Raw genomic sequence first — 20243 nt, forward strand, 5'->3', positions numbered from 1 at the left:
GCTGCTCCTGACATAATGATTGTCGGCGCAACCTCCGGCTGCACACGTCAATTATTGTCTCAGATTACCGCCCCCTTTGGCAAGAAAAAACTATTCATTTCCCGATAGGGAAACTGAGCGGCAACACAATTGCCTACGGATATACATGGATGGTAGCGTTAGCTATTATAGCTCTGCTTGGTATTGTAACACTCTCGTATACTCAAATTGTCCAGGCTAACCCGGGGGGCGGCGGTTCATATTCCGTGGCCAAAAAGAATCTGGGAGAAACAGCTGCTTTAACGGCTGCTGCCGCCCTACTCATAGATTATACCCTTACTGTAGCAGTTAGCATTTCTTCTGGCACCGATGCCATTATTTCTGCATTTCCTCTTCTCTCTAACTACAGGATGGGTTTAAACCTTTTTGTTTTGTTTGGAATACTTATTATACTGCATTCTCCTCACCGAGCAATCACCGCCCCATTATTCAGTTTCATTGAAAAGATTGAAAGCAAAAAAAGCCCGGATGATTATATTACCATACTTATTCCGGAATTTGAGACAAAAAAATGGTGGCATCGGCTACTTCACAGCCAGACAGGATTATTATTTAGAAATTTGTTGGTATTTAAAAATGTTGTTGTTACAGTGGTCCTTTATCAACTTGAAAAATAGCTGTAAGTTTATATAGGAGTTATTAGTAATAAACCACTCTTGGGCAAGGACATGTTGAGAATTTTGTTCTGAGGTAAAACTTTAGAACTTGGGATAAATATACGGGTTTTGAGGCTCCTGCGCCTTACTAAAGGCAGTAATCCTAATTACAGGGATTGTATTTCCCTCGTATTTTCCTAATTGAATGGTTCCCCGGATATTCAGCCAATCGCCTTCTCTAAAGTTTGACGCATTCTTATATTCGCACATAAAGCCATCTGGCATAGCGTCAGCGGAGCAGCATGTAATTACATAACGAACCAGCCCAAATTGATCGGTAGTAAACTTTTGTTCTTTTAATACAAAACCGATCATGGTTATTTCTTTGCCAGCATACTGTTCGGGATACATGTTTACCTCATTGGTAACCAAAGAAAAATTATCTTCGGTTACATTAATAAGACTGGTTTTATGAAGTTCATCGATTTTTGCTTGCATTGGGTTTTGCTCCTGTGGGAGGTATCCTTGACTGTTTGAGTTGTTATTATTAGTCTGTGTTGTTGGTACATTACCCGGGACGGTAACAGTTAGGCCGGGTTGACCTGAGGTCGTCGGCCGTGTGCTAAGGTTCATTCCTTTATTAAAAGCCATGCTGGCATCAAGAGCATTGTTAGGCAATAGAAACGCCATCATTAGAGTGACAACGAACGGGAGTAAGGCCAATTTATTATGACTATGGCCGGAATGGCACAAGCAGCTATGGACAACAGATGTCCATCTAAAGGAATTGCCGGCTTGCACCAAAAACATGAGAAATATCAGAACTGCTGCCGCCTCGGTAAGCCTTACAAAACGAGGATTGATATAGTAAACAATATTATTGCTTTTCACAAACCAAAAAAGAAACGCGCTAAATCCAAGAAGAATTAAAGTTTTGAAAACAGCTTCTGTGTTAAGCGAGAAACGCCTTTTCATCCTACCTGAAACCCCCGACTGACACAATATTGATCAAAAGAGTACTACCTATAACCAATAGACTAACTATCATAACCAGAGCAATTACAAAACGAGCCTTAAAAGCATTGAGCAACATTAAATTATTTTTCATATCAATCATAGGACCGAACACCATGAATGCGAGCAGTGAACCAGTAGTAAAATTGGTTGCAAATGACGCGGCGATAAAAGCATCGGCAGATGAGCAAACAGAAACCCCAAAGGCAAAGGTCATCATTGCCGCTATTGATGACAGTGAATTCTGCCCTATGTTCAATATAATGTCTCGTGACACAAAGGTTTGAGCAATTGCAGCTAAAGAAGCTCCCATAATCAAATACTTACCCATATCAAAAAACTCATCGCAGGCGCTCTGGAATGTGTTAATTATTTTGGTTTTAAATGTTGGTTGTGAATTGTGATGGTGGTCATGATGTTCATGATCACAACCGCAGTAATAGAAGTTTTGGACAATACCCCTTTTCAGTTCGCTACTGTCAAACCAATAGCTCAAAAGCAGCCCGGTAACAAAAGAAACAAAGAAAGCCAGTCCTAGCCTGAACCAAACTATTTTAGGGTTGGCGCTGAACGCAACCGCTGTTGACGAAGCGACTACCGGATTAATAATGGGCGCGGCCAACATAAAGGTTATGGCGCTATAAAGAGGAACTCCTTTACTAACCAGCCTTCGGGCGACCGGCACAATACCGCATTCGCATACGGGAAAGATAATCCCCAGAAAACAGGCAAGGAAAATGTTTAGAATTCTGTTCCCGGGTAAAACTTTACGTATTGTTTCTTCAGAAAGAAAATTTTCCAGGATGGCGGATACAAGAACGCCGATAAGAATAAACGGCAGTGCCTCAATGATAATGCTCAGGAAAACTGTTTTAAAGTTTAAAAAATCGTTCCAAGTTATTATTGCCCTGGCATTTTTAAAAGGTAACGCAGTCACTAATGATTTTGACAAATGCCATGTTATATAAGTAAAGAATAGCAAGAAAAGAAATGGGATAGCCAGCTTTTTTATATTTAAAATTAATACACGCAAATTAATCTCGCCTTCGTTCTTTATCTTAAGTTTAGTTTAACGCTTCTTCTAAAGTTTTCATGTTGGCTTCCATAGTTTTCAGATAAGCGTCCGGCTCCATGCTACCCGTTACCGCCGGATCAAGGGTATATACTTTCGCTCCCGTTTCGCGGGCAATGGTCTCCGCAGCTTTCGCCGGATACTGGGGTTCAGCGAAGAGCGCCTTAATATTTGACTCTTTAATAGTTTCGATAGTGTCAGCCAACTCAGCGGCACTCGGTTCAGAACCGGGTTCCCTTTCGATTACATCTACAATGTTAAGGTTAAATTCCCGGGCAAAATAAGGAAATGCTTCATGAAACGTAATGATGTCCCGCTTCTTGGCGCCATCAAGATTCTGATGCATTGTCACGCGGAGGGCATCAAGCTGATCGACATATGCGGTAGTATTAGCATTGTATTGCGCGGCATGCTCCGGATCAAGCGCGGCCAGTTGCAGCCCGATATTTTTCACCTGTTGTATGGCATTTGATATACTTACCCATACGTGAGGATTATCTCCTTCCTCTCCGTCTCCTTTTATAAGCGGTATACCCTTGCTCGCGTCAACAATTTTCAGATCAGGCAGTTGACTGACCACTTTATCCATAAACGCCTCCATCCCCGCACCGTTAACAATAAATATTTGAGCCTCACTAAGAGTTTTTAAGTCATCAGGCTTGAGCTGGTAATCATGCAGACAACCTGTCGTAGGCTGGGTTATATTGACAACCTTTACACCAGGTACGTCTTTGGCGACATTCACAGCCGCTATATACATTGGGTAAAAGGACGTAGCAATGGTCAAGGTTTTACTTGCTGTTGATTTATCCGGCACCGTTGGGGTTTGTACCTGACATGCCGACAAAAAAACAGATATAACGGCAAGTAAAATAACAGCAATTAAAAAGTTTGCAGGTTTACGCATTTTAAAACTTCCTCTCAGTATATTTTGCAAATCAATAGTTCGATCAAAAAAATAATTCAATTAGTTAATTAAATTTCCAACGTTTTAATAGCTATAACGAAAATTCCTCATGGAATAGTATTCAGAAAATCCCCCTTTCATTCAAGGTTAAAGTGCTTATTCTTTAACAAGAAGTCTTCCTAAATAATACATATTCTTATTTGCAACTTAATATTACTTATATCCTGAAAATTTACAACTGTCAATAGCAATTAGAATTTAATGTACTTTATTAATTATTTCCTTACGGTTAATTATGCGCGGCGGTTCCTCGAACCAGCCGTTGTCTATCATAATATTGGTTCCGTCCTCTGCAAAGTCGCCGGCTTCAGCCATGATCAGGAGATATTTGGCCTTGAGGTCATGTCTGAAGTTCAAGGTCGAAAGTAAAGAGTAATCCATCGCACCGCAGGTATTTATCAATCCAATGTGAAACATCATTAATTTATCCGAAACAGGCGGCTCAACCGAGTCTGTCACCATAGTGTCCCAGAACATGGGTACAGGGATATCATCCTCTTTTAAATGCGCGCTAAACGTATCTATAATTTTATTAGCTAGTTTTATCCCCCGCTCAAGATAGTCTCCTACCTGCTTCGACCTGGTCACCTGTCTGAATCCGGTCATCAGATTCTTCCCCACCGAGTTTAAGAAAATCAAGTGAAATGAAGCGGCAATCTCTTGAGCAAGAGAAGGTCTTTTCTCACCTAGAAACCCTGTCAAGAAGTTTTGCTTTTTAACAAAATCAATTGTTTCTGATAGATTAATGTTTGGATATCTTATATAAAGACCCTTGGAAAGCAGGGTATTGGTAACATTATCAAAATACCCCAGCGAAGAGACAATGCTCCTGTTGAAGAACTCTCTTACATCATAACGGGTTGATAGTCCCAGGTTGAAGGCATTTCTGGGAATAATAAATCTTTCGAGACAAAATAAATAGTAATTGCAGAAGAGGTCGGAATAAAGACGGGGCGCCTCCAGATTAACATCTTCCGCCGTAAAACCTACCGGTATAGGCAGATTATCCGGTTCCATGATATTTCTGATGTCTTTCGCCTGCTGTTCATATAATTGCACGGCGTTTTCAGCCAAAGATTTGATATCACTGTCCTGAATATGCAGTGAAAGGTATTTTATAAAAACGGATATCATGCTTACATACAGATACGCGTTCCAGAGGCTAGCGATTTCCGAAGAAGTCAATCCCGGGTCGAACGAGGGTTTTTCGGTAATAATGTTACTTTCATCAATATATGGCTTTTCCATTCAATGATTCTTCCTCTCAATATTATTTTTCCCGGTTTATTAAAAGTACCGTCACAACATAACACAATGTAATTTTCCTTAAGTTAAAAAAAATATCCTGAATTTTATCCTTTCTATTATCCGTTTTAATATGCATACTCAATCGATTTTTTGCAAAAAAAACTTAATCTCTTCTTCCATAATTACACGTAGACTATTCTGACATAAAACCATGGAAACGGGAGAAAATAGCGGTTAATATCCGGTTGATGGAGGTGAACAATGAGAATTTGAGCAAATATAATCATGTCCATGCTGATAGAGCCAAGATAGTTCACCTTCTGCCCGGCCGGGTAAGGATGTTCGTGCCGCGGCTAAAGGGTAACTGGTTAATGGCTTCGGTCATTAACCAGAAAATGACGGAAATGGCCGGTGTCCGTCAGGCGCGGGCAAACCCGCTGACAGGCCGGGTATTGGTGGTTTTTAACGAAACACAGATAAGACCAAACAACCTGATTAAAACCATTAACGACATAAATAATGAACCAGAGTTTGAGTTCCATCTGCCTCCAAAGAATAACCAAGCATCCGCTTCAACTTTGAAGAAGCTTCAGGAACCGGAAGATTTACCGATCAGCGAGCAACTGCTAAATGTGGCCATGGGGGGAGGTATACTGGCTTATTTAGGGCTAAAGCGCGTCCTGTTCGGCCGCTCCTCTCTGGCCGAGAACCCCGGTATTTTCAACCTTGCGGCAATCACTGCCATCGTTTCCGGTTATCCGGTTTTGCATAGCGGATTCCAAAGCCTAGTTAAAGGCAGGATCAACCACGACTTATTGATGGGCACAATAGCCTTGGGCACCGTTTTTTTGCGGGAAAGTATTCCCGGACTGCTGGTAATCTGGCTGGTCAACCTAACCGCTTTGGGGCAGTCTCTGGTGCTTCGGAGCTATCGCAACGCGCTGCCAGAACTGCCTGAAACAACAGGAAAGCCGGCGCAAAAACAAGAGAAATTGACAATTCCCCGTTGGAGTGAGGCTGGGCAAGAGTATGGCCGCAAGGCGGTCCTGCCGGTATTTGGGCTGGCTTCATTATCGGGAATTGCCGGCGGCGCCGGCGGTTTCCAAAGATGGCTAGCCATGCTGCTGGCGGCCAACCCGTCTCCCGCCGGCCTTGCCGCCCCTACCGCCGCTACCGCGGCGATGGCCGGGGCGGGGAAAAAAGGGATCCTTTACCGGGACGAGCATACACTTGAGGTTCTTTCAGCGGTGGACACAGTTGTCATCACCAGCGCAAAGACGCTGTCTGAAGCATCCTACCAGGTGGCGGACATTCTACCGGCTCCCGGGATTACCAAAAAAGAATTGCTTGACTTGGCAGCTGAGGCTTCATGCCAAATGGATAACCATCATTGCCTGGTCTTAAGGAAAGCGCTGGCAGCCCGGGTATACCGCTTAAGATCAACAAATAACAGCCCAGGGGCAAGCGGACGGATATTAGCAGGTGATGAACATATTCTAACAGCCGGCGGCATCGACAGCAGGTGGTTTTTTTCCAAAGCCCGGCGTCTGCGGCATCTCGGTCAACTTCCGGTATTTATTGCCACGCATGGCCGGTTAGCCGGCCTGCTCGGGATCAAGCGGTATCGGGCGGCTGATCTGCGCGAACTGGTTAACGGCTTACGCGCCCTGGGTATTAGTAACATTGGTTTAACCGTGGAAGAAGATAACAATGTGTTGCGGCAGTCCGCCCATGAACTCGGAATACACCATGTCTGGCCGGGTTTAACAACTCAAAACACAGTAGCGGAAATCGGCAATTTGAAGCGCCAGGTTAAGAAGATTGCTTTATTAATGGGTGATACAGACGACTCTCCATTATTACAAGTTGCTGACGTTAGTATTTGCCTGGCTTCCAATCTGAAATGCAATTCAGTCGACGTGGTTATTTCCAAACCCGCCTTATTACCGGAAGTATTCCGCATGGCAAGGATTGGTAGACTACGGGCCAAACAGAATTTAGCTTTAGTCCTGGCGGCTAACGTCGCAGGTTTGGCTCTGGGGGCAACAGGCCGTATGCCGCCGATGGCCGCCTCAGTATATAACAATTTAATTTCTGTATTTGTAGGAGCAAATTCTTTGCGGCTGTTGTCAGGCAAACCCCGTCACCCAAGAAACCATTGCCGTTCGCTGCCGACAGCGCGAAAGGAAATAGCCGCGGCTTTAGCTCTTGCGGATAATTATCCTAAAACCCTTCAGCAGGAACATCGGCAAAAATATAGCTTTAACGACTTGCACAAACTGTCAGTAGCCGAAGCTTTAAGCAAACTAAAAACAGACCTGGAAAGTGGCCTGGATAAGCCTCAAGTGCTGCAGAGAATGAACTTATTCGGCCCAAATAAGTTGGCTGAAGCGAAGCCGCAGGGTTTTCTCTCCAGGATATGGGACCAACTCAAGGACTTTCTAGTAAAAGCTTTAATGGCCTCTTCAGCGGTCTGCATTGTGATGGGTGAATTTAATGACGCCCTGGCAATAGTGACTATCTTGATCTTGAATGCAGTTCTGGGCGCCCTGCAGGAGCAAAAAGCCGAGGGGGCTTTAGAAGCCCTGGATAAAATGACCGCTCCTACCGCAAAAGTTAGAAGGTCCGGAAAAGTGCGGCGTTTACCGGCAGCCGAATTGGTGCCGGGCGACATTGTATTGCTGGAGCAGGGGGACGGAGTCCCAGCGGATTTACGACTGGTAGAAGTACACGGGCTGGAAATCGAAGAGTCGGCCCTGACCGGCGAGCCATATCCAATACCTAAAAAAGCCGACCTGATCACAGATTGCGTCGCTTTATTAGATTGTGACAACCTGGCGTTCATGGGCACGAATGTTACCCGGGGGCGAGCGGTGGGACTGGTGTCGGCTACCGGCATGTCGACTGAAATCGGCAAGATTGCCGGCATGCTCAACGAGCATAAGAGGGAACCCACACCTCTGCAAAACCGCATGACCGCGGTTGGCGGCGTAATACTAAAGTACTCCCTGGCGGCCAGCGGGCTGGTGGCGCTGGCCGGCGTGCTGCGGGGCGGCTCATTGTTCCAGATGTTTTTAGCCGGGGTCAGCCTGGCAGTCGCCGCCATACCGGAAGGTTTACCGGCTGTTGTTACCATCGCCATGGCTTCCGGCGTCAAACGGATGGCTAAGGAAAACGCCGTGGTCAGGCGCCTGCCGGCCGTGGAGACACTGGGCAGCGCTACTTTAATCTGTACCGACAAAACGGGTACATTAACCCAAAACCGTCAGCAGGTGCAGTCGGTTTATACCAGTAGCGGCTGGTGGCAAACCCAACCGGGCGAGCGGCAGCTTAAACCGGTCCAAACCGGGAACAACGACCCGCAAGATTTGGTGAGTTTGCTGACTGCCGGAATACTGTGCAACGATGCCAGCCTGCACTGGTCACAAAACAAACCGGCCGGGAAGACTAAACCACAGTGGCAGGTAGAAGGCGACCCTACCGAAGGCGCCTTGCTGCTGGCAGCCTTGCAAGAAGGCCTGAATTACAAGGAAATACAGGAAAAGTGGCAGCGGATTCGAGAGCTTCCCTTTGACGCCGAACGGTTAAGAATGACGGTGATTTGCCGGGAAAAAAGTCTGGATTACGCGGCATTTGTGAAAGGCGCGCCGGAAGTTGTCCTTGGCCTTTGCCCACAAATGCAGCAACAGGGTAGAATTGTTCCTCTGGACGGCGCTTCCCGCCAAGCGGTGCTGGAGGCAAGCGAGCGGATGGCCGGAGACGCCATGCGGGTACTGGCAATTGCTTACCGCCCGCTGTCTGATCCGGATTTGCCCGACCCGGAACAATCTCTTATCTTGCTCGGCCTGGCAGGCATGGTTGACCCGCCGCGGCCGGAGGTCGGCAATGCCATTGCCACTTGTCACCGCGCCGGGATCAAGGTCGCAATGATCACCGGGGATCACCCCAATACCGCACTGACTATAGCCAAAAAGCTGGGCATTGCCGAAAGCGGCAACGTGCTTACCGGACGTGACATTGAGAGTCTCAATGACCTTGAATTAGCAACGGCTGTGCGAGAAGTGAGAGTTTTCGCCCGGGTGCTGCCGGCGCACAAATTACGCTTGGTCAAGGCTTTCCGCCAGCAGGGTGAAATCTTAGCCATGGTCGGGGACGGCGTCAACGACGCCCCCGCCGTGAAAGAAGGAGACATCGGGGTAGCCATGGGCCGGACCGGTACCGACGTAACCAAACAAGCCGCCGATATCGTGCTGCTTGATGACAATTTCGCCACGCTGGTTTCCGCTGTGGAACAGGGCAGGGGAATATACAGCAACATCAAGCGGTCTGCACGTTACTTATTGTCTACTAATGCCGGTGAAGTGCTTTTAATGTTCCTGTCGGTTCTTCTTGGCTTACCGATGCCTTTACTGCCCATCCAGTTGCTCTTCCTGAATTTATTGGGAGACGGCCTGCCGGCTTTGGCCCTGGGAGTTGAGCCGCTGGCCAAAGACTTGATGGACCAGGCGCCCAGGCCGGCCAATCAAAGTTTTTTTGATGAGGGGCTTAACACCCAAATAGCCAGCCGGGGTGTATCCCTTGGCCTGGTTGGATTAGGGGCCTACCACTGGGCCTTAAAACAAGGCAACCTGAGCCGGGCCAGGACTGTGGCACTGGCAACCATTACATCAGGACAACTGTTGGCGGCCTTGGAATGCGGTGAACGAAAAGAAGGCAAATCAAGCCATTTCCTGGCTGGCTCGGTGGCTCTATCGGCAGCCTTGCTGGCCGGAGCAATCTACCTGCCATTTGGCAGGGGGATCTTTAAAACAAGTCCGCTGGGTCTGATGGACGCAGCCGTTGCATTAGGCACATCCGGGCTGACTTCAATTATGGACCGTGCCATTGCCGATTTATGGCGTGGCAGTATACCAAGTAAAAAACCATTAATGCCGGCAATTAAAGAAAAAGCGGAGAGCTGCCAGGATTAACGGCAGCTCTCACAATTATATATCTCCTTCCACATCCGCAACCGGCCCCGCTGCCTGCGGATGTGATTCATCGGGTAACTTTTGCTCCATTCTTTCCTGCATAGTCCTGGCGCTTTCCACCATTTTTCCCCATGCATCCTTTAGAGAATCACCGGCATCATTAACCATATCATTGACAGTAAACGCACTTTTTACTGTTAACACAGCTAGACCACGGACTGTCTTTTTAAGTACCGGAACACCTGCTATACCCACTACCGCTCCAACCGCCAATAAGCCCAGAGGTGACAGTGTCCGTAAAGGACTTGCCAGTAACCATTTCAATTTTGTTCAACTCCTCCTGATTAAAATATATTATATCCTTCACCAATTAGCATTCTAATATTCAATCTTACAGCTATGCATTCAATGGAAGCAGTTATAAAAACATAATAATGTAAAACTATTGTAATAATTGGTTTTTATATGGACAAAATAATCCAGACTAAAATCTTGGGAGGAATATTAATGCATCAAGAACAAGATAAAGAAATGGTTAGCAAATATGACCCCGAGGTAATCAAGCAGCTAAAGAAGGAAATTATTGAGGATCTTGAGGAACGCCGGGAATGGCGGGAGAAGCACTACCATGACGGCTATGGCCGGGGCAACTACCCGCCGGTGCACCAAAATCGAAAACGCCGGAATTATGAAGATGACTGGTGGACTGACAGAGAAGAATATGATTATCAGCGTAATATGTCACTGGCGAGAAACCAGTTGCGGGATGAGTTAAGAGCGCTGGATAAAATGAACCAGCGTCTTGGACAAGTCAGGGACCCTCAAATACATCAAATGCTTCATGACTTGTTATATGAAGCCCGGGAACAGGGCATGGGAGTTCAGGACCTGCTGCAAAGCCTGGGAACAAATAACAGCGGTCCCGGCAGAGCAAGACCTTTCTGGAACCGGATTACGAATCCATTGAGAGGCATCGACCGCCGCAGTTTTGGCTGGGGGGCGGGCGCGGCATTAGTTGGTCTGCTCTTTTTACCCTCGGTTTCAAAATCAATACGTCCGTTGATCTGTAAAGCAATGGAAGAAGCGATAGAAATAAATGAACGGGTACATGGCGTTTTTGCTCAGGCAAAAGAGGAAATCGAAGATATTGTTGCCGAGGTAAGCTTTAATAAAATCGCGTCATCACCAAAGGTACCGGTATCCAATGACGACGTGACTGGTAAAAATGAACCAGCCCACGATAACGAGCAGACTCAAGATAATGAAGCAAACCTCGAATAATTAATTAATATCAGGATGAAAAGGAGGCGGCCGGTTGGCAGGTACGGATGAATTAATTGCACATCTTTCCAAAATACTGGCGGATTTGCGTAAAGCTATTGACGATAGTGTAGCCATTCGGAGCCGCAGCAAGGCCGACGCCAAATCTGTGGCTCAAATTTGGGAGAGTTTTCTAAGTGAATTCATCGGATATATTATGAAAAAAAGGCGGGAAACCGGCCAAAATTTACTTGATGGCATCTCCTTTCGCAATATTTGGCGCAGATAACCTATATCGCATGATTTGAAATTAAGAAGCTGGCCTTGGATATTTGGACCATTTTGGACAACTCCCAGGCCAGTCCCGTTAGGGAATAGAGCCAGCCAGGCGGAAGGGCGTGGCCAGGGGCGGCTCACTTTATCCTTTGTGCACACTGGTAAGCTGCTGCAAGGGCGCCGGGCACACCGCCGATCTGCATCGCCCAGCAAGAGCCGATATAAAGGTTTTTCACCGGTGTTTCTATGTTCACGCTCATGATGTTTTTATAGAACTTCTTCTTAGGGTTCCAGCTCCATGCGGAGCTCGCTCCATCTGTATTATGGGTAAATCTTTCATAAGTCAGCGGGGTTGCGGCATCTTTATATTCGATACATTCCTTTAAGCCGGGAATAAGCCTGGATGCGCTGTCTATCATCGCATCCATCGCTTTTTTCTTCAATTGTCCATATACTTCTTTATCTCCGCCGCCCCAGTTGTTCATCCAATGGTAAGGCACTATGGTCTGAAGCATCAATGAGGATTTCCCTCTAGGAGCATGTTTGGGGTTTACCATCGACGGCGAATAAAGTGAAGCAGATGTCTTACTGAAAAACTCTCCGTCTTCGGAATTATAAATGTCGTAACCGGGTTTAACCTCTAAAGGAAATACGTGAGGAACTTTCATATATTTGCCAAGTTCTTCGTTGGACATATTCAATCCCAGATATACTGTAAAGAAGGCCTCCGAAACGGCAGCCCTGTCAATATTATCCTGGAGTGCCTGTGGAATAAGGCTCTTGTCATCTAAAAGCTTTAGCAGGGTTTTCTTATAATCACTGGCAGAAATAACATAATCCGCGTCATAAAAGGTATTTTTGCATGAGACTCCAACTGCGGCCCCGTTTTTTGTGATTATCTTGTCGACATAGGAGTTCAGCTTCAAATCCCCGGCCAATTTTTTGAAGTTTTCTGCGAGAATGTTAGCCCATGATTGCATACCGTCTTTTACAGTCCAATAGTCGGTGAACATCGCCGATAAACCACTCCCAAACATGGCCGGCATATCCGGATAGCCGAATCCGCTGAACAGCTTGAATAGCTTTGAGTCTTTTTCAAAATATTGGGCGGCAAACTCCGATGACGTCATGTTGCCATACAACTTGGTTAATTTCATTTGCTTCGGACCGCTCAGGATGTAGGGGAGCATTGATGTTAACATTTTAAGCCCGCTGTAAAGAAAGGGCATGGGTTCATCCACGTTCCCCATCAGGCCGGCTATTTTGTCCAGATCTGAGAAAACCGCATCCAGCTTTTCTTTATCGGACGGGAAAGCAGAGTAAATCATTTTTTTATAATCATCGTAATTCTCAGGAGTTCCGTCGAAATCCTCTGAAACGAACCGCATTCTCTGTCTTACGAAGTTTATCTTTTCAAATACTCCGATGTCCTTCATTGCCTTGAATACCGATGCTGAGGCTTCAAAGGAAAGAGTGCCGCTTTCAAAGTAATACCCCTTCTTGTAAAATCCGGCGGTATAGCCGCCAGGCATGCTGTGTGATTCAAATATGGCTACTTTATGCCCCTTCTTTGCAAGAAGGTTGCCGGCAATAAGGCCGCCGATCCCCGAACCGATTATTATGACATTTTTCATTTCCCATTCTCCTCGCATATCTTATGTTCTCCACTATTCCATATATATTCCCCTAGTGTTCCCATTGTCAAGACAGATATTGCAAAAAAAATAAATAACAGTTCTCCTTCGATAAAAATGCTACTACGCTGCTTGGGATGAAGAGCCTGGAGTAATGCCTGATGTGGATTGTCCACATTGTGGGAGAGAAATGTTATATACGGATAGAGATAGACCATAGCGAACCTATCCCTGGTTTAATTTAAGTCGCCCGATAGGGCGAATTTGTTCTATTGGTATAATTTACTATAATAAAAAGTGGAACTTTAACACGTGCTTAATTACAATCTTACAGTCTTATTGGATAATAAAAAAAAGTATATTCTTTGTGGGGTATTATATGACGAACTCTAGTGTTACTGCAATTTTTAACCGGTTCATCTGCAACACTACGATAAGTGTATCCTCGTTAGCCCTTTCACTTCAGGCGGTAAACAGCTCCACCAGTACACATCCTTTCATTAATGAACAAGGAAGGCGAATACTTTATAACGATGGCAACAAAAAGGCAGCCCAGTTATTCTACTTGTTCGCCGGGCAACTGGACAGCGGCGTGGTTTGGATTGACAAAGGTTTGAAGAGCGCCTGCCACCATTATAATCCGAATACTGGCTCAGGGTTCTGGCTCTGTCCGAATGCCGCGGATAAATGCACCGACTTGTTTTCTAAAGCAATTAAATTATGGCGCAGAGAGAAACACGCGCTGGCGATATTCTTCCTCGGCGCCGCAGTCCACCTGGTCCAAGATGTCTGTGTGCCGCATCACGCTTCCTGCAAAATTTTTAACGGTCATCTGGACTTTGAATTATGGGTGGAAAAAAGGAAAAGCAATTATCAGATTGTAAGCGACGGCACTTATGAAATCTCTGATAAGCCGGCAGAGTGGATAGCTGAAAACGCCAGGCTGGCCAAAAGGTACTGCCACCTTGTGGAAAACAATTTACCAGGGGATTACCACCAGGCTGTTGAAGTCTTGCTTCCCCGGGCGCAGCGCACTACAGCCGGTTTTTTTATGCATTTTTACAACACCATCTATAATGGTAAAGGTGATTGATAGATGAGGGTTGCAATCTTTACAGATACGTTTATACCCCAGGTGAACGGGGTTGCCGGCAATACCGGAAGGCTGGCCGATGCACTCACAAAGCGGGAAATACCCTGCATGGTTCTTTCACCGGATACTGGCTATGAAGGCGGCCAGGGTTATAATGTATATTTTACAAGACGATTTAGTTTTCCCGCTTACCCGGAATGTAAAATAGCATTGCCAAATTACTTGAAAATGTGCCGGCAACTCGATTTATTTAAACCGGACCTTATTCATCTTGTAACTCAATTTTCTATCGGCTTGTGCGGCTTAAGGTATGCCTGCTCGACCAGTATACCTGTAATCAGTTCTTACCATACAAATTTCCCCCAGTACCTATCCTATTACAGGCTGGCTTTTCTTACTCCCTGGGTCTGGAAATACTTTCGCTGGTTTCATAACAAGTGTCTGAAAAACTACTGCCCGTCAGAAACAACAATGAAATTGCTCAAGGAAAATGGTATCCGGAACCTGGATTTGTGCGGGAGCGGGGTGGATATTGCTCTCTTTAACCCTAATAAACGAAGCCCGGCTTTTATCTCCAAGATTGGCGCGGACAATAAAACCATCTTACTGTACGTTGGACGGCTGGCAAAAGAAAAAGACCTGGATATGTTGATGGAAGCGGTAAGGGTTCTTAATAACTCTTTCCAAGACATATGCCTGGTAGTTACAGGCGACGGCCCGTTGACAAAAACGTTGAAGCGGAATGCGCCGGAAAATGTGATTTTCACCGGGTACCTAAACGGTGAGGAACTTGCTGAAGCATACGCCTCCAGTGATATTTTCGTTTTTCCCTCCACTACTGAAACATATGGCAATGTAATACTGGAAGCTATGGCTTCGGGGCTGCCTGTGGTGGCGCCATATTCCGGAGGGATACAGGAAAACCTGATAGACAAATATAACGGTCTAACCTGCAGACCTCGCAATTATGGTGATATTGTGGCAGCGGTAACAATGCTCAAAGAAAATGATCAACTGAGGGAAGCCCTGGGCAATCAGGCCCGGACCTTTGCTCTGAAGAAGTCCTGGGATAAAATATTAGGTGACCTCATTACAGATTATTTTGAATTGGTTAAGAATAATATGCGAAAGTTGCAATAAATTCGGCACAGGTTATTTCACACGGGCCGGTCATGATCGAAATAAAGGGCTGACCATGTGCCCGGAACCCTGGCAGGCGCGCTGAATAGAGGCATGTTTGCCGCCAAGTGGCACCGGGCATGGCGTTTTGGAGAATATTGCCGGTGTTGTTATCCAGCATCAATGTGTTCAAAATACCAAAACGAGAGACCTGAATATGAATATAATTCCTATTTTGAAAGCCTGCTCTTAAAAGTGGAGCTTTGCTTTTTATAATATATTTACAAAAAATAAACGACAAAATAACAGAAAAAACGCGAAATATTAACGTTTTAGTGCTAAATTAAGAATGTCCATATTACCATCCTTTTAAATAATTACTTACCAAAGCCTCCTTTTGACACACATTCCTCTTCACCGCCGTACTGGCGGTATTTTTCTATAATTTCCAAGAATATTTTCCATTCCGGCAGAGGTACCCTCATCGGCATATCCGGTCTTTTAAACATTCCTTATATACAAACAATTGGAGGTTTATTACTGGTTTGGATCGCGGTAAAACTTCTGGTTGAAAAAAGAGAGGAAGAAGAATTGGAAGCATCTATCAACATGCTTCAAGCTATTAAAACAATTATTATTGCCGACCTTGTAATGAGCTTAGATAACACCCTCGCCGTAGCTGCAGCCAGCAAAGGAAATTATTTATTATTAATAGCTGGCTTAACACTCAGCATCCCAATTGTTACCATGGGAAGTCAAATAATCGCTTCGCTTATGAATAAGTTTCCGGCTTTAGTCTATTTGGGCGCCGGCTTCATATCCTGGACGACCGGGGAGATGATTAACGGAGATAAGAGAGTTGCACCCTTCATGTACCACTATGTGCCTGAGAATTTGAAATCGTTGCTTCCCGCAGTTATAACAGCACTTGTTATTTTTGGGGGATGGTGGCTGAAAAATCATTAGAATTTCTATCATTTTCATAAAATTAACAGGAATTTAAAAAAGGCAAAATATTATTTACATATAACTATAACAATAATTTGGTACAATCCCTGATATACCAAAACATAGCATATGGGGGGATATCTTATGATACACATAGTTAATAAGCTACCTGCGTTACAATCTATATAGAAAGACATTTTTCGTGTTAAATGCATTTTATTGAGGTATAATCCGAGAAGGGGAACTTTGATAATGAAAATCGCGAATAGTATAAAATTCAAGCTAATTATCACTATTATCGTCATTTTAGTAACAGCCTTGGGCACTCTTTCATACCTAAGTTATTATAAGGCGGAGCAAGCCCTCGTCAACAATATGCAGCAGAATATCACTTACTTGGCTACGGCAACCGGTAAAGAGGTTAGTTTATGGCTGGAAGAGCATAAAGTTAAAATTGATACTCTGGCTAACTCACCGGTAATTGCCGGAGGTAATCGTGATGTAATCCTAACTTATCTAAACGCAGAGCTAAAGCGTAACAACGAGTATGAAACATTTGCCGTAGCCGACGAAAAAGGCGATTTTTACACAACAGGAGGAGCGACAGGCAATGCCAGTGATCGTGAATACTTTAAACAAGCATTTGCTACCGGTCAAATAGTGATTTCTGATCCGCTCGTCGATCGCACAACCGGAAAACTGGTCATTATGTTGGCAGCTCCCTTAAACAAAGACAACAAAGTTACCGGTCTCTTGTTGGGAACCCTCCCGGTAGATGAATTAGTACAGGAAATTGGTAAGATAAAAGTGGGCGATACTGGCTACACCTTCATGATTCAAGGGGATGGACTTTGTATTGCCCATCCCAATAAAGACATGGTCATGAAAGTGAACTTATTGAAAGACAGCGGCCTGCATCCAAAGCTGATTGAGGCTGCTCAAGAGATGACAAGAGGCGAAAGCGGCGTCACCCGCTACATTTTTGAAGGGGTGGACAAGTTCACGGCCTACGCGCCGGTACCTGGCAGTTCATGGTCTCTGGGAATTACTTGCCCCGTAACGGAACTATTGAGCGAGCTTAAATCCCTGACTGTCACTTCAATCGCCTTGACTCTGGTTATCTTGTTTATCGCGTGTGGCATCGCGGTCGCCTTGGCCAACCAGATAGTCAAGCCCGTCCAGGTCCTTAAGCGCGAGATTGGTTTGCTGGCGGAAAATGGCGGCGACTTGACTCAGGAGATCCGGGTACGCGGCAAAGACGAGATAGGCGACTTGGCCAACGCTGTCAACCGGTTTCTTGCCAACCTGAGAATAATCATGACAGAAGTAAAAGGAGCTGCCGATAAGGTTGCCGGGACAGCCGGCCAGCTTACTTTAAGCGCTCAACAAACATCGGCGGGCGCCAGCGAAACCGCCGCCACTATGGGTGAAATCGCCTCCACGGTTGAACAGTTTAGTTATAATGCGCAGAATATATCCCACGCTTCGGAGTCCGCCGCCAATCATGCCGGCGCTGGCAACCAGGGAGTCGCCAGAATTACCGAGCAAATGCATAGTATTGCCGACTCAACAGCAGTGGTTTCCAAAGCTATCGACGGGCTAAAAATGAAGTCACTTGAGATCAGTAACATTGTCGGGCTAATTACAAATATCGCCGACCAGACCAATTTGCTGGCTCTGAACGCCGCCATAGAGGCGGCCCGGGCCGGGGAGCAGGGTCTGGGATTCGCCGTCGTGGCTGAAGAAGTCAGAAAGCTGGCCGAGGAAGCGACCTCTGCTACCAAGAGAATAAACTCTCTAATATGCGAAATCCAACTTGAATCCGATAGAGCGGTGGAAAGCATGGCTGAAAATAGTAATGAGGTAGCGGCAGGGACAAAAATTGTTCAAGAAGTTGGCGGTAGTTTTAAAGAAATTATTGACGCTGTGCGGGATTTGACAACACAGGTTCAGAACATGGCGGCAGCTACTGAACAAATATCTGCCGCGATCCAAAACGTGGCGGCTTCCACAGAGGAACAAACCGCAGCCATGGAAGAAGTCTCGGCTTCTGCAGAATCTTTATCCAGTTTGTCTGTCGAGTTGGACACTCTGGTAAACAAATTCAAAGTATAGCTACAAAAATCATCAAGCAATGACAAAAAACTATATTTATGCCATAAAGGTTGCATACATGCAACCTTTTTAATCCAATAAAAAGGGTGCGGACACAGAAAACCGCACCAAGACATTAAATTAACAGGTGAGCGTTGATTATCTTCTGCATATAACTCCTGAAAATCGAGCAAATATATATTTCTACCCTCACTCATTATTATCGCACTGCAACTTTAACCATAGTCCCGTCTAAAACTATGGTAGAATGCGCGTCAACAATGGAAGAACGCTTCACCATAGATTTTCATTATAAGTTTCATTTGAATAACTTTGATATGACGGATTCCAGCCAAACGCCCAATTATCATTTTCTAAAACAGTGCAGTGTTCCAATTCACAACGAACACAACGGCTTGTTACAATCCTCCCGATCCTGCCGCATACCGGGCAAACCTGGATTCTCGCTTTCGGAATATTCCTATCCAGGTTCCATTCCCAAGCTGGGCAGGCGCAGTTTTTGCAAACCATTTTCCCCTCCTTTTTATCCGGCCTTTCCCCCGCCGGACTGGGGTAAATTTCACATTAAAGAAGTTCTACTCCCAAAGCGGCCAAAGAACTGCGTTCGGTCCGGTTTAAAGTGATATGCGCGTATATCTGCCGCCCCTTGAAGGCCTCGATTAAAGTTACAAAGCCGTTGTTCGTGGCTGTCAAGCGGCAGTTGTCGATCTGCTGGATGTCCCCGGTTATCACTATTTTTGTTCCCTTCCCCGCGCGCGTGATGATTGTTTTAACATTTTCCTTGGTTAGGTTCTGCGCCTCATCAATAATCACCCACTGTCCGGGAATTGAGCGTCCGCGGATATAGGCCAGGGCTTCCAGTTCAATATAGCCTTCTTCCATAAACCTGCCGACTTGCTCGGCAGGTGATGATTTTCTGTCATACTTATTTCCGGCAAAACCACTGAGTAAGAATTCCAGGTTGTCAAAGATAGCTCCCATCCAGGGCGAAAGCTTCTCTTCTTTATCACCCGGCAGCGCCCCGATGTCCTGGCTGTGTGGAATAAGCGCCCGGGAAACAATCAGCTTGCTGTATAAACCCTTGTTGATAACCTGGCACAAGCCCGCGGCTAGGGCCAGTAAGGTCTTCCCCGTACCCGCCGGGCCAAGAATGCTCACCAGTTGAATATCCGGATTGAGCAGCGCGTCCATCAAAAAGCGCTGTTCCACGTTCCCTTCCGCCGGGCCGATGCCAAAAGCTTGCAAGTCACGCCGCAAGGGCACTATGGTTTGATCATCGACGCGATAGCGCCCGTAGTGTGTTCCTCCCGTCTTGTCAACCATTTTGACATATTGATTGGCCAGCAGTGGATAATCGGTAGAAAAATAATTGAGCTGGTAAAATTTTTGAATATCCTGGGCTGATATCTGAATTTCACACCAGCCGGAATATAAATTTCCCAACTCAACATTTTCAACTATGTAGTTTTCAGCCGGTATACCTAAAATATCAGCGATCAACCTGGTGTAAATGTCTTGAGTGATCAGCTCCAGCGGCTCTTCTTCCTCCATGATGCCTTTGCTGACGGTAAGGATCCGGTTATTTATCTTGTTCTTTGATAAAATCTCGGGAAGTTGAACATCGGTATGATTTACTTCCACTTTGAAGAAGTGTCCGGTTTTGAGATGGACGCCTTGGTGAAGTTTCGGCCTCAACCCGTCAAGAAATCTAATCGCGCTGCGGGCGTAAAGGCCTCGCTGGTCTTCCAAACCTTTAAAATTATCCAGTTCGTGAATAACCGCAAGGGGCAAGATGATCTTACAGGGAGGGAACGATTGGATTATTTCTTCTATGGGTCGATCCAGCAGAACATTGGTATCTAGAACCCTTACTGTCAAGTTTACTACCCCCT

At 45.6% G+C, this 20243-nt stretch carries 16 protein-coding genes; 8 read left to right on the forward strand and 8 right to left on the reverse strand.

All coding sequences use genetic code 11. The features are described 5' to 3' along the window. The first annotated feature begins 149 nt into the window (after window positions 1-149). Window positions 150-656: an APC family permease gene (locus tag L7E55_RS10945; protein WP_277444271.1), complete on the forward strand. Its 507-nt coding sequence runs from the start codon at window positions 150-152 to the stop codon at window positions 654-656. Window positions 657-737: 81 nt separating this feature from the next. Here L7E55_RS10945 and L7E55_RS10950 read toward each other — a convergent pair whose 3' ends face one another. The 4 genes from L7E55_RS10950 to L7E55_RS10965 form a co-directional block, all read right to left on the reverse strand. Beyond that, the gene (locus L7E55_RS10950; protein ID WP_277444272.1) at window positions 738-1610 is read right to left on the reverse strand and encodes a TIGR03943 family putative permease subunit; all 873 of its coding nucleotides are present in this window, start codon (window positions 1608-1610) and stop codon (window positions 738-740) included. A gap of 1 nt (window position 1611) precedes the next feature. Beyond that, window positions 1612-2682, reverse strand: a complete 1071-nt coding sequence (locus L7E55_RS10955) for a permease (RefSeq protein WP_277444273.1) — start codon at window positions 2680-2682, stop codon at window positions 1612-1614. Window positions 2683-2713: 31 nt separating this feature from the next. Beyond that, entirely contained in the window at window positions 2714-3628 is a 915-nt protein-coding gene (locus L7E55_RS10960; RefSeq protein ID WP_277444274.1) for a metal ABC transporter substrate-binding protein, read from the reverse strand. Between the two features lie 258 nt (window positions 3629-3886). Continuing rightward, entirely contained in the window at window positions 3887-4936 is a 1050-nt protein-coding gene (locus tag L7E55_RS10965) for a DUF3231 family protein (protein WP_277444275.1), read from the reverse strand. A gap of 269 nt (window positions 4937-5205) precedes the next feature. Between L7E55_RS10965 and L7E55_RS10970 the strand changes: the two genes are divergently transcribed. Then, window positions 5206-9906, forward strand: a complete 4701-nt coding sequence (locus tag L7E55_RS10970) for an HAD-IC family P-type ATPase (protein WP_277444276.1) — start codon at window positions 5206-5208, stop codon at window positions 9904-9906. Between the two features lie 15 nt (window positions 9907-9921). Here L7E55_RS10970 and L7E55_RS10975 read toward each other — a convergent pair whose 3' ends face one another. Beyond that, complete coding sequence (locus L7E55_RS10975) at window positions 9922-10230, reverse strand: hypothetical protein (protein WP_277444277.1); 309 nt, start codon at window positions 10228-10230, stop codon at window positions 9922-9924. Window positions 10231-10413: 183 nt separating this feature from the next. Between L7E55_RS10975 and L7E55_RS10980 the strand changes: the two genes are divergently transcribed. Both L7E55_RS10980 and L7E55_RS10985 read left to right on the forward strand, forming a co-directional pair. Continuing rightward, the gene (locus L7E55_RS10980; protein ID WP_277444278.1) at window positions 10414-11187 is read left to right on the forward strand and encodes a hypothetical protein; all 774 of its coding nucleotides are present in this window, start codon (window positions 10414-10416) and stop codon (window positions 11185-11187) included. Between the two features lie 34 nt (window positions 11188-11221). Beyond that, window positions 11222-11455, forward strand: a complete 234-nt coding sequence (locus L7E55_RS10985) for a hypothetical protein (RefSeq protein WP_277444279.1) — start codon at window positions 11222-11224, stop codon at window positions 11453-11455. 124 nt (window positions 11456-11579) lie between these two features. On the opposite strand, the gene L7E55_RS10990 is transcribed toward L7E55_RS10985, so the two are convergent. Continuing rightward, a complete protein-coding gene (locus L7E55_RS10990; RefSeq protein WP_277444280.1) occupies window positions 11580-13076 on the reverse strand; it encodes a phytoene desaturase family protein in 1497 nt (498 codons plus the stop codon). Between the two features lie 379 nt (window positions 13077-13455). Between L7E55_RS10990 and L7E55_RS10995 the strand changes: the two genes are divergently transcribed. The 4 genes from L7E55_RS10995 to L7E55_RS11010 all read left to right on the forward strand — a co-directional run bounded on the left by L7E55_RS10995 (window position 13456) and on the right by L7E55_RS11010 (window position 18351). Continuing rightward, on the forward strand, window positions 13456-14169 hold the full coding sequence (locus L7E55_RS10995) for a zinc dependent phospholipase C family protein (protein WP_277444281.1): 714 nt from the start codon (window positions 13456-13458) through the stop codon (window positions 14167-14169). 3 nt (window positions 14170-14172) lie between these two features. Beyond that, complete coding sequence (locus L7E55_RS11000) at window positions 14173-15309, forward strand: glycosyltransferase family 4 protein (RefSeq protein WP_277444282.1); 1137 nt, start codon at window positions 14173-14175, stop codon at window positions 15307-15309. 468 nt (window positions 15310-15777) lie between these two features. After that, a complete protein-coding gene (locus tag L7E55_RS11005) occupies window positions 15778-16254 on the forward strand; it encodes a YjbE family putative metal transport protein (RefSeq protein WP_277444338.1) in 477 nt (158 codons plus the stop codon). A 234-nt stretch (window positions 16255-16488) separates the two neighbouring features. Continuing rightward, window positions 16489-18351: a methyl-accepting chemotaxis protein gene (locus tag L7E55_RS11010; RefSeq protein ID WP_277444283.1), complete on the forward strand. Its 1863-nt coding sequence runs from the start codon at window positions 16489-16491 to the stop codon at window positions 18349-18351. Window positions 18352-18624: 273 nt separating this feature from the next. Here L7E55_RS11010 and L7E55_RS11015 read toward each other — a convergent pair whose 3' ends face one another. After that, window positions 18625-18861, reverse strand: a complete 237-nt coding sequence (locus L7E55_RS11015) for a hypothetical protein (RefSeq protein ID WP_277444284.1) — start codon at window positions 18859-18861, stop codon at window positions 18625-18627. A 54-nt stretch (window positions 18862-18915) separates the two neighbouring features. Continuing rightward, the gene (locus L7E55_RS11020; RefSeq protein WP_277444285.1) at window positions 18916-20229 is read right to left on the reverse strand and encodes a PhoH family protein; all 1314 of its coding nucleotides are present in this window, start codon (window positions 20227-20229) and stop codon (window positions 18916-18918) included. Window positions 20230-20243: the final 14 nt, after the last annotated feature.

Source organism: Pelotomaculum isophthalicicum JI (genome assembly GCF_029478095.1).
Taxonomy (GTDB): Bacteria; Bacillota; Desulfotomaculia; order Desulfotomaculales; family Pelotomaculaceae; genus Pelotomaculum_D; species Pelotomaculum_D isophthalicicum.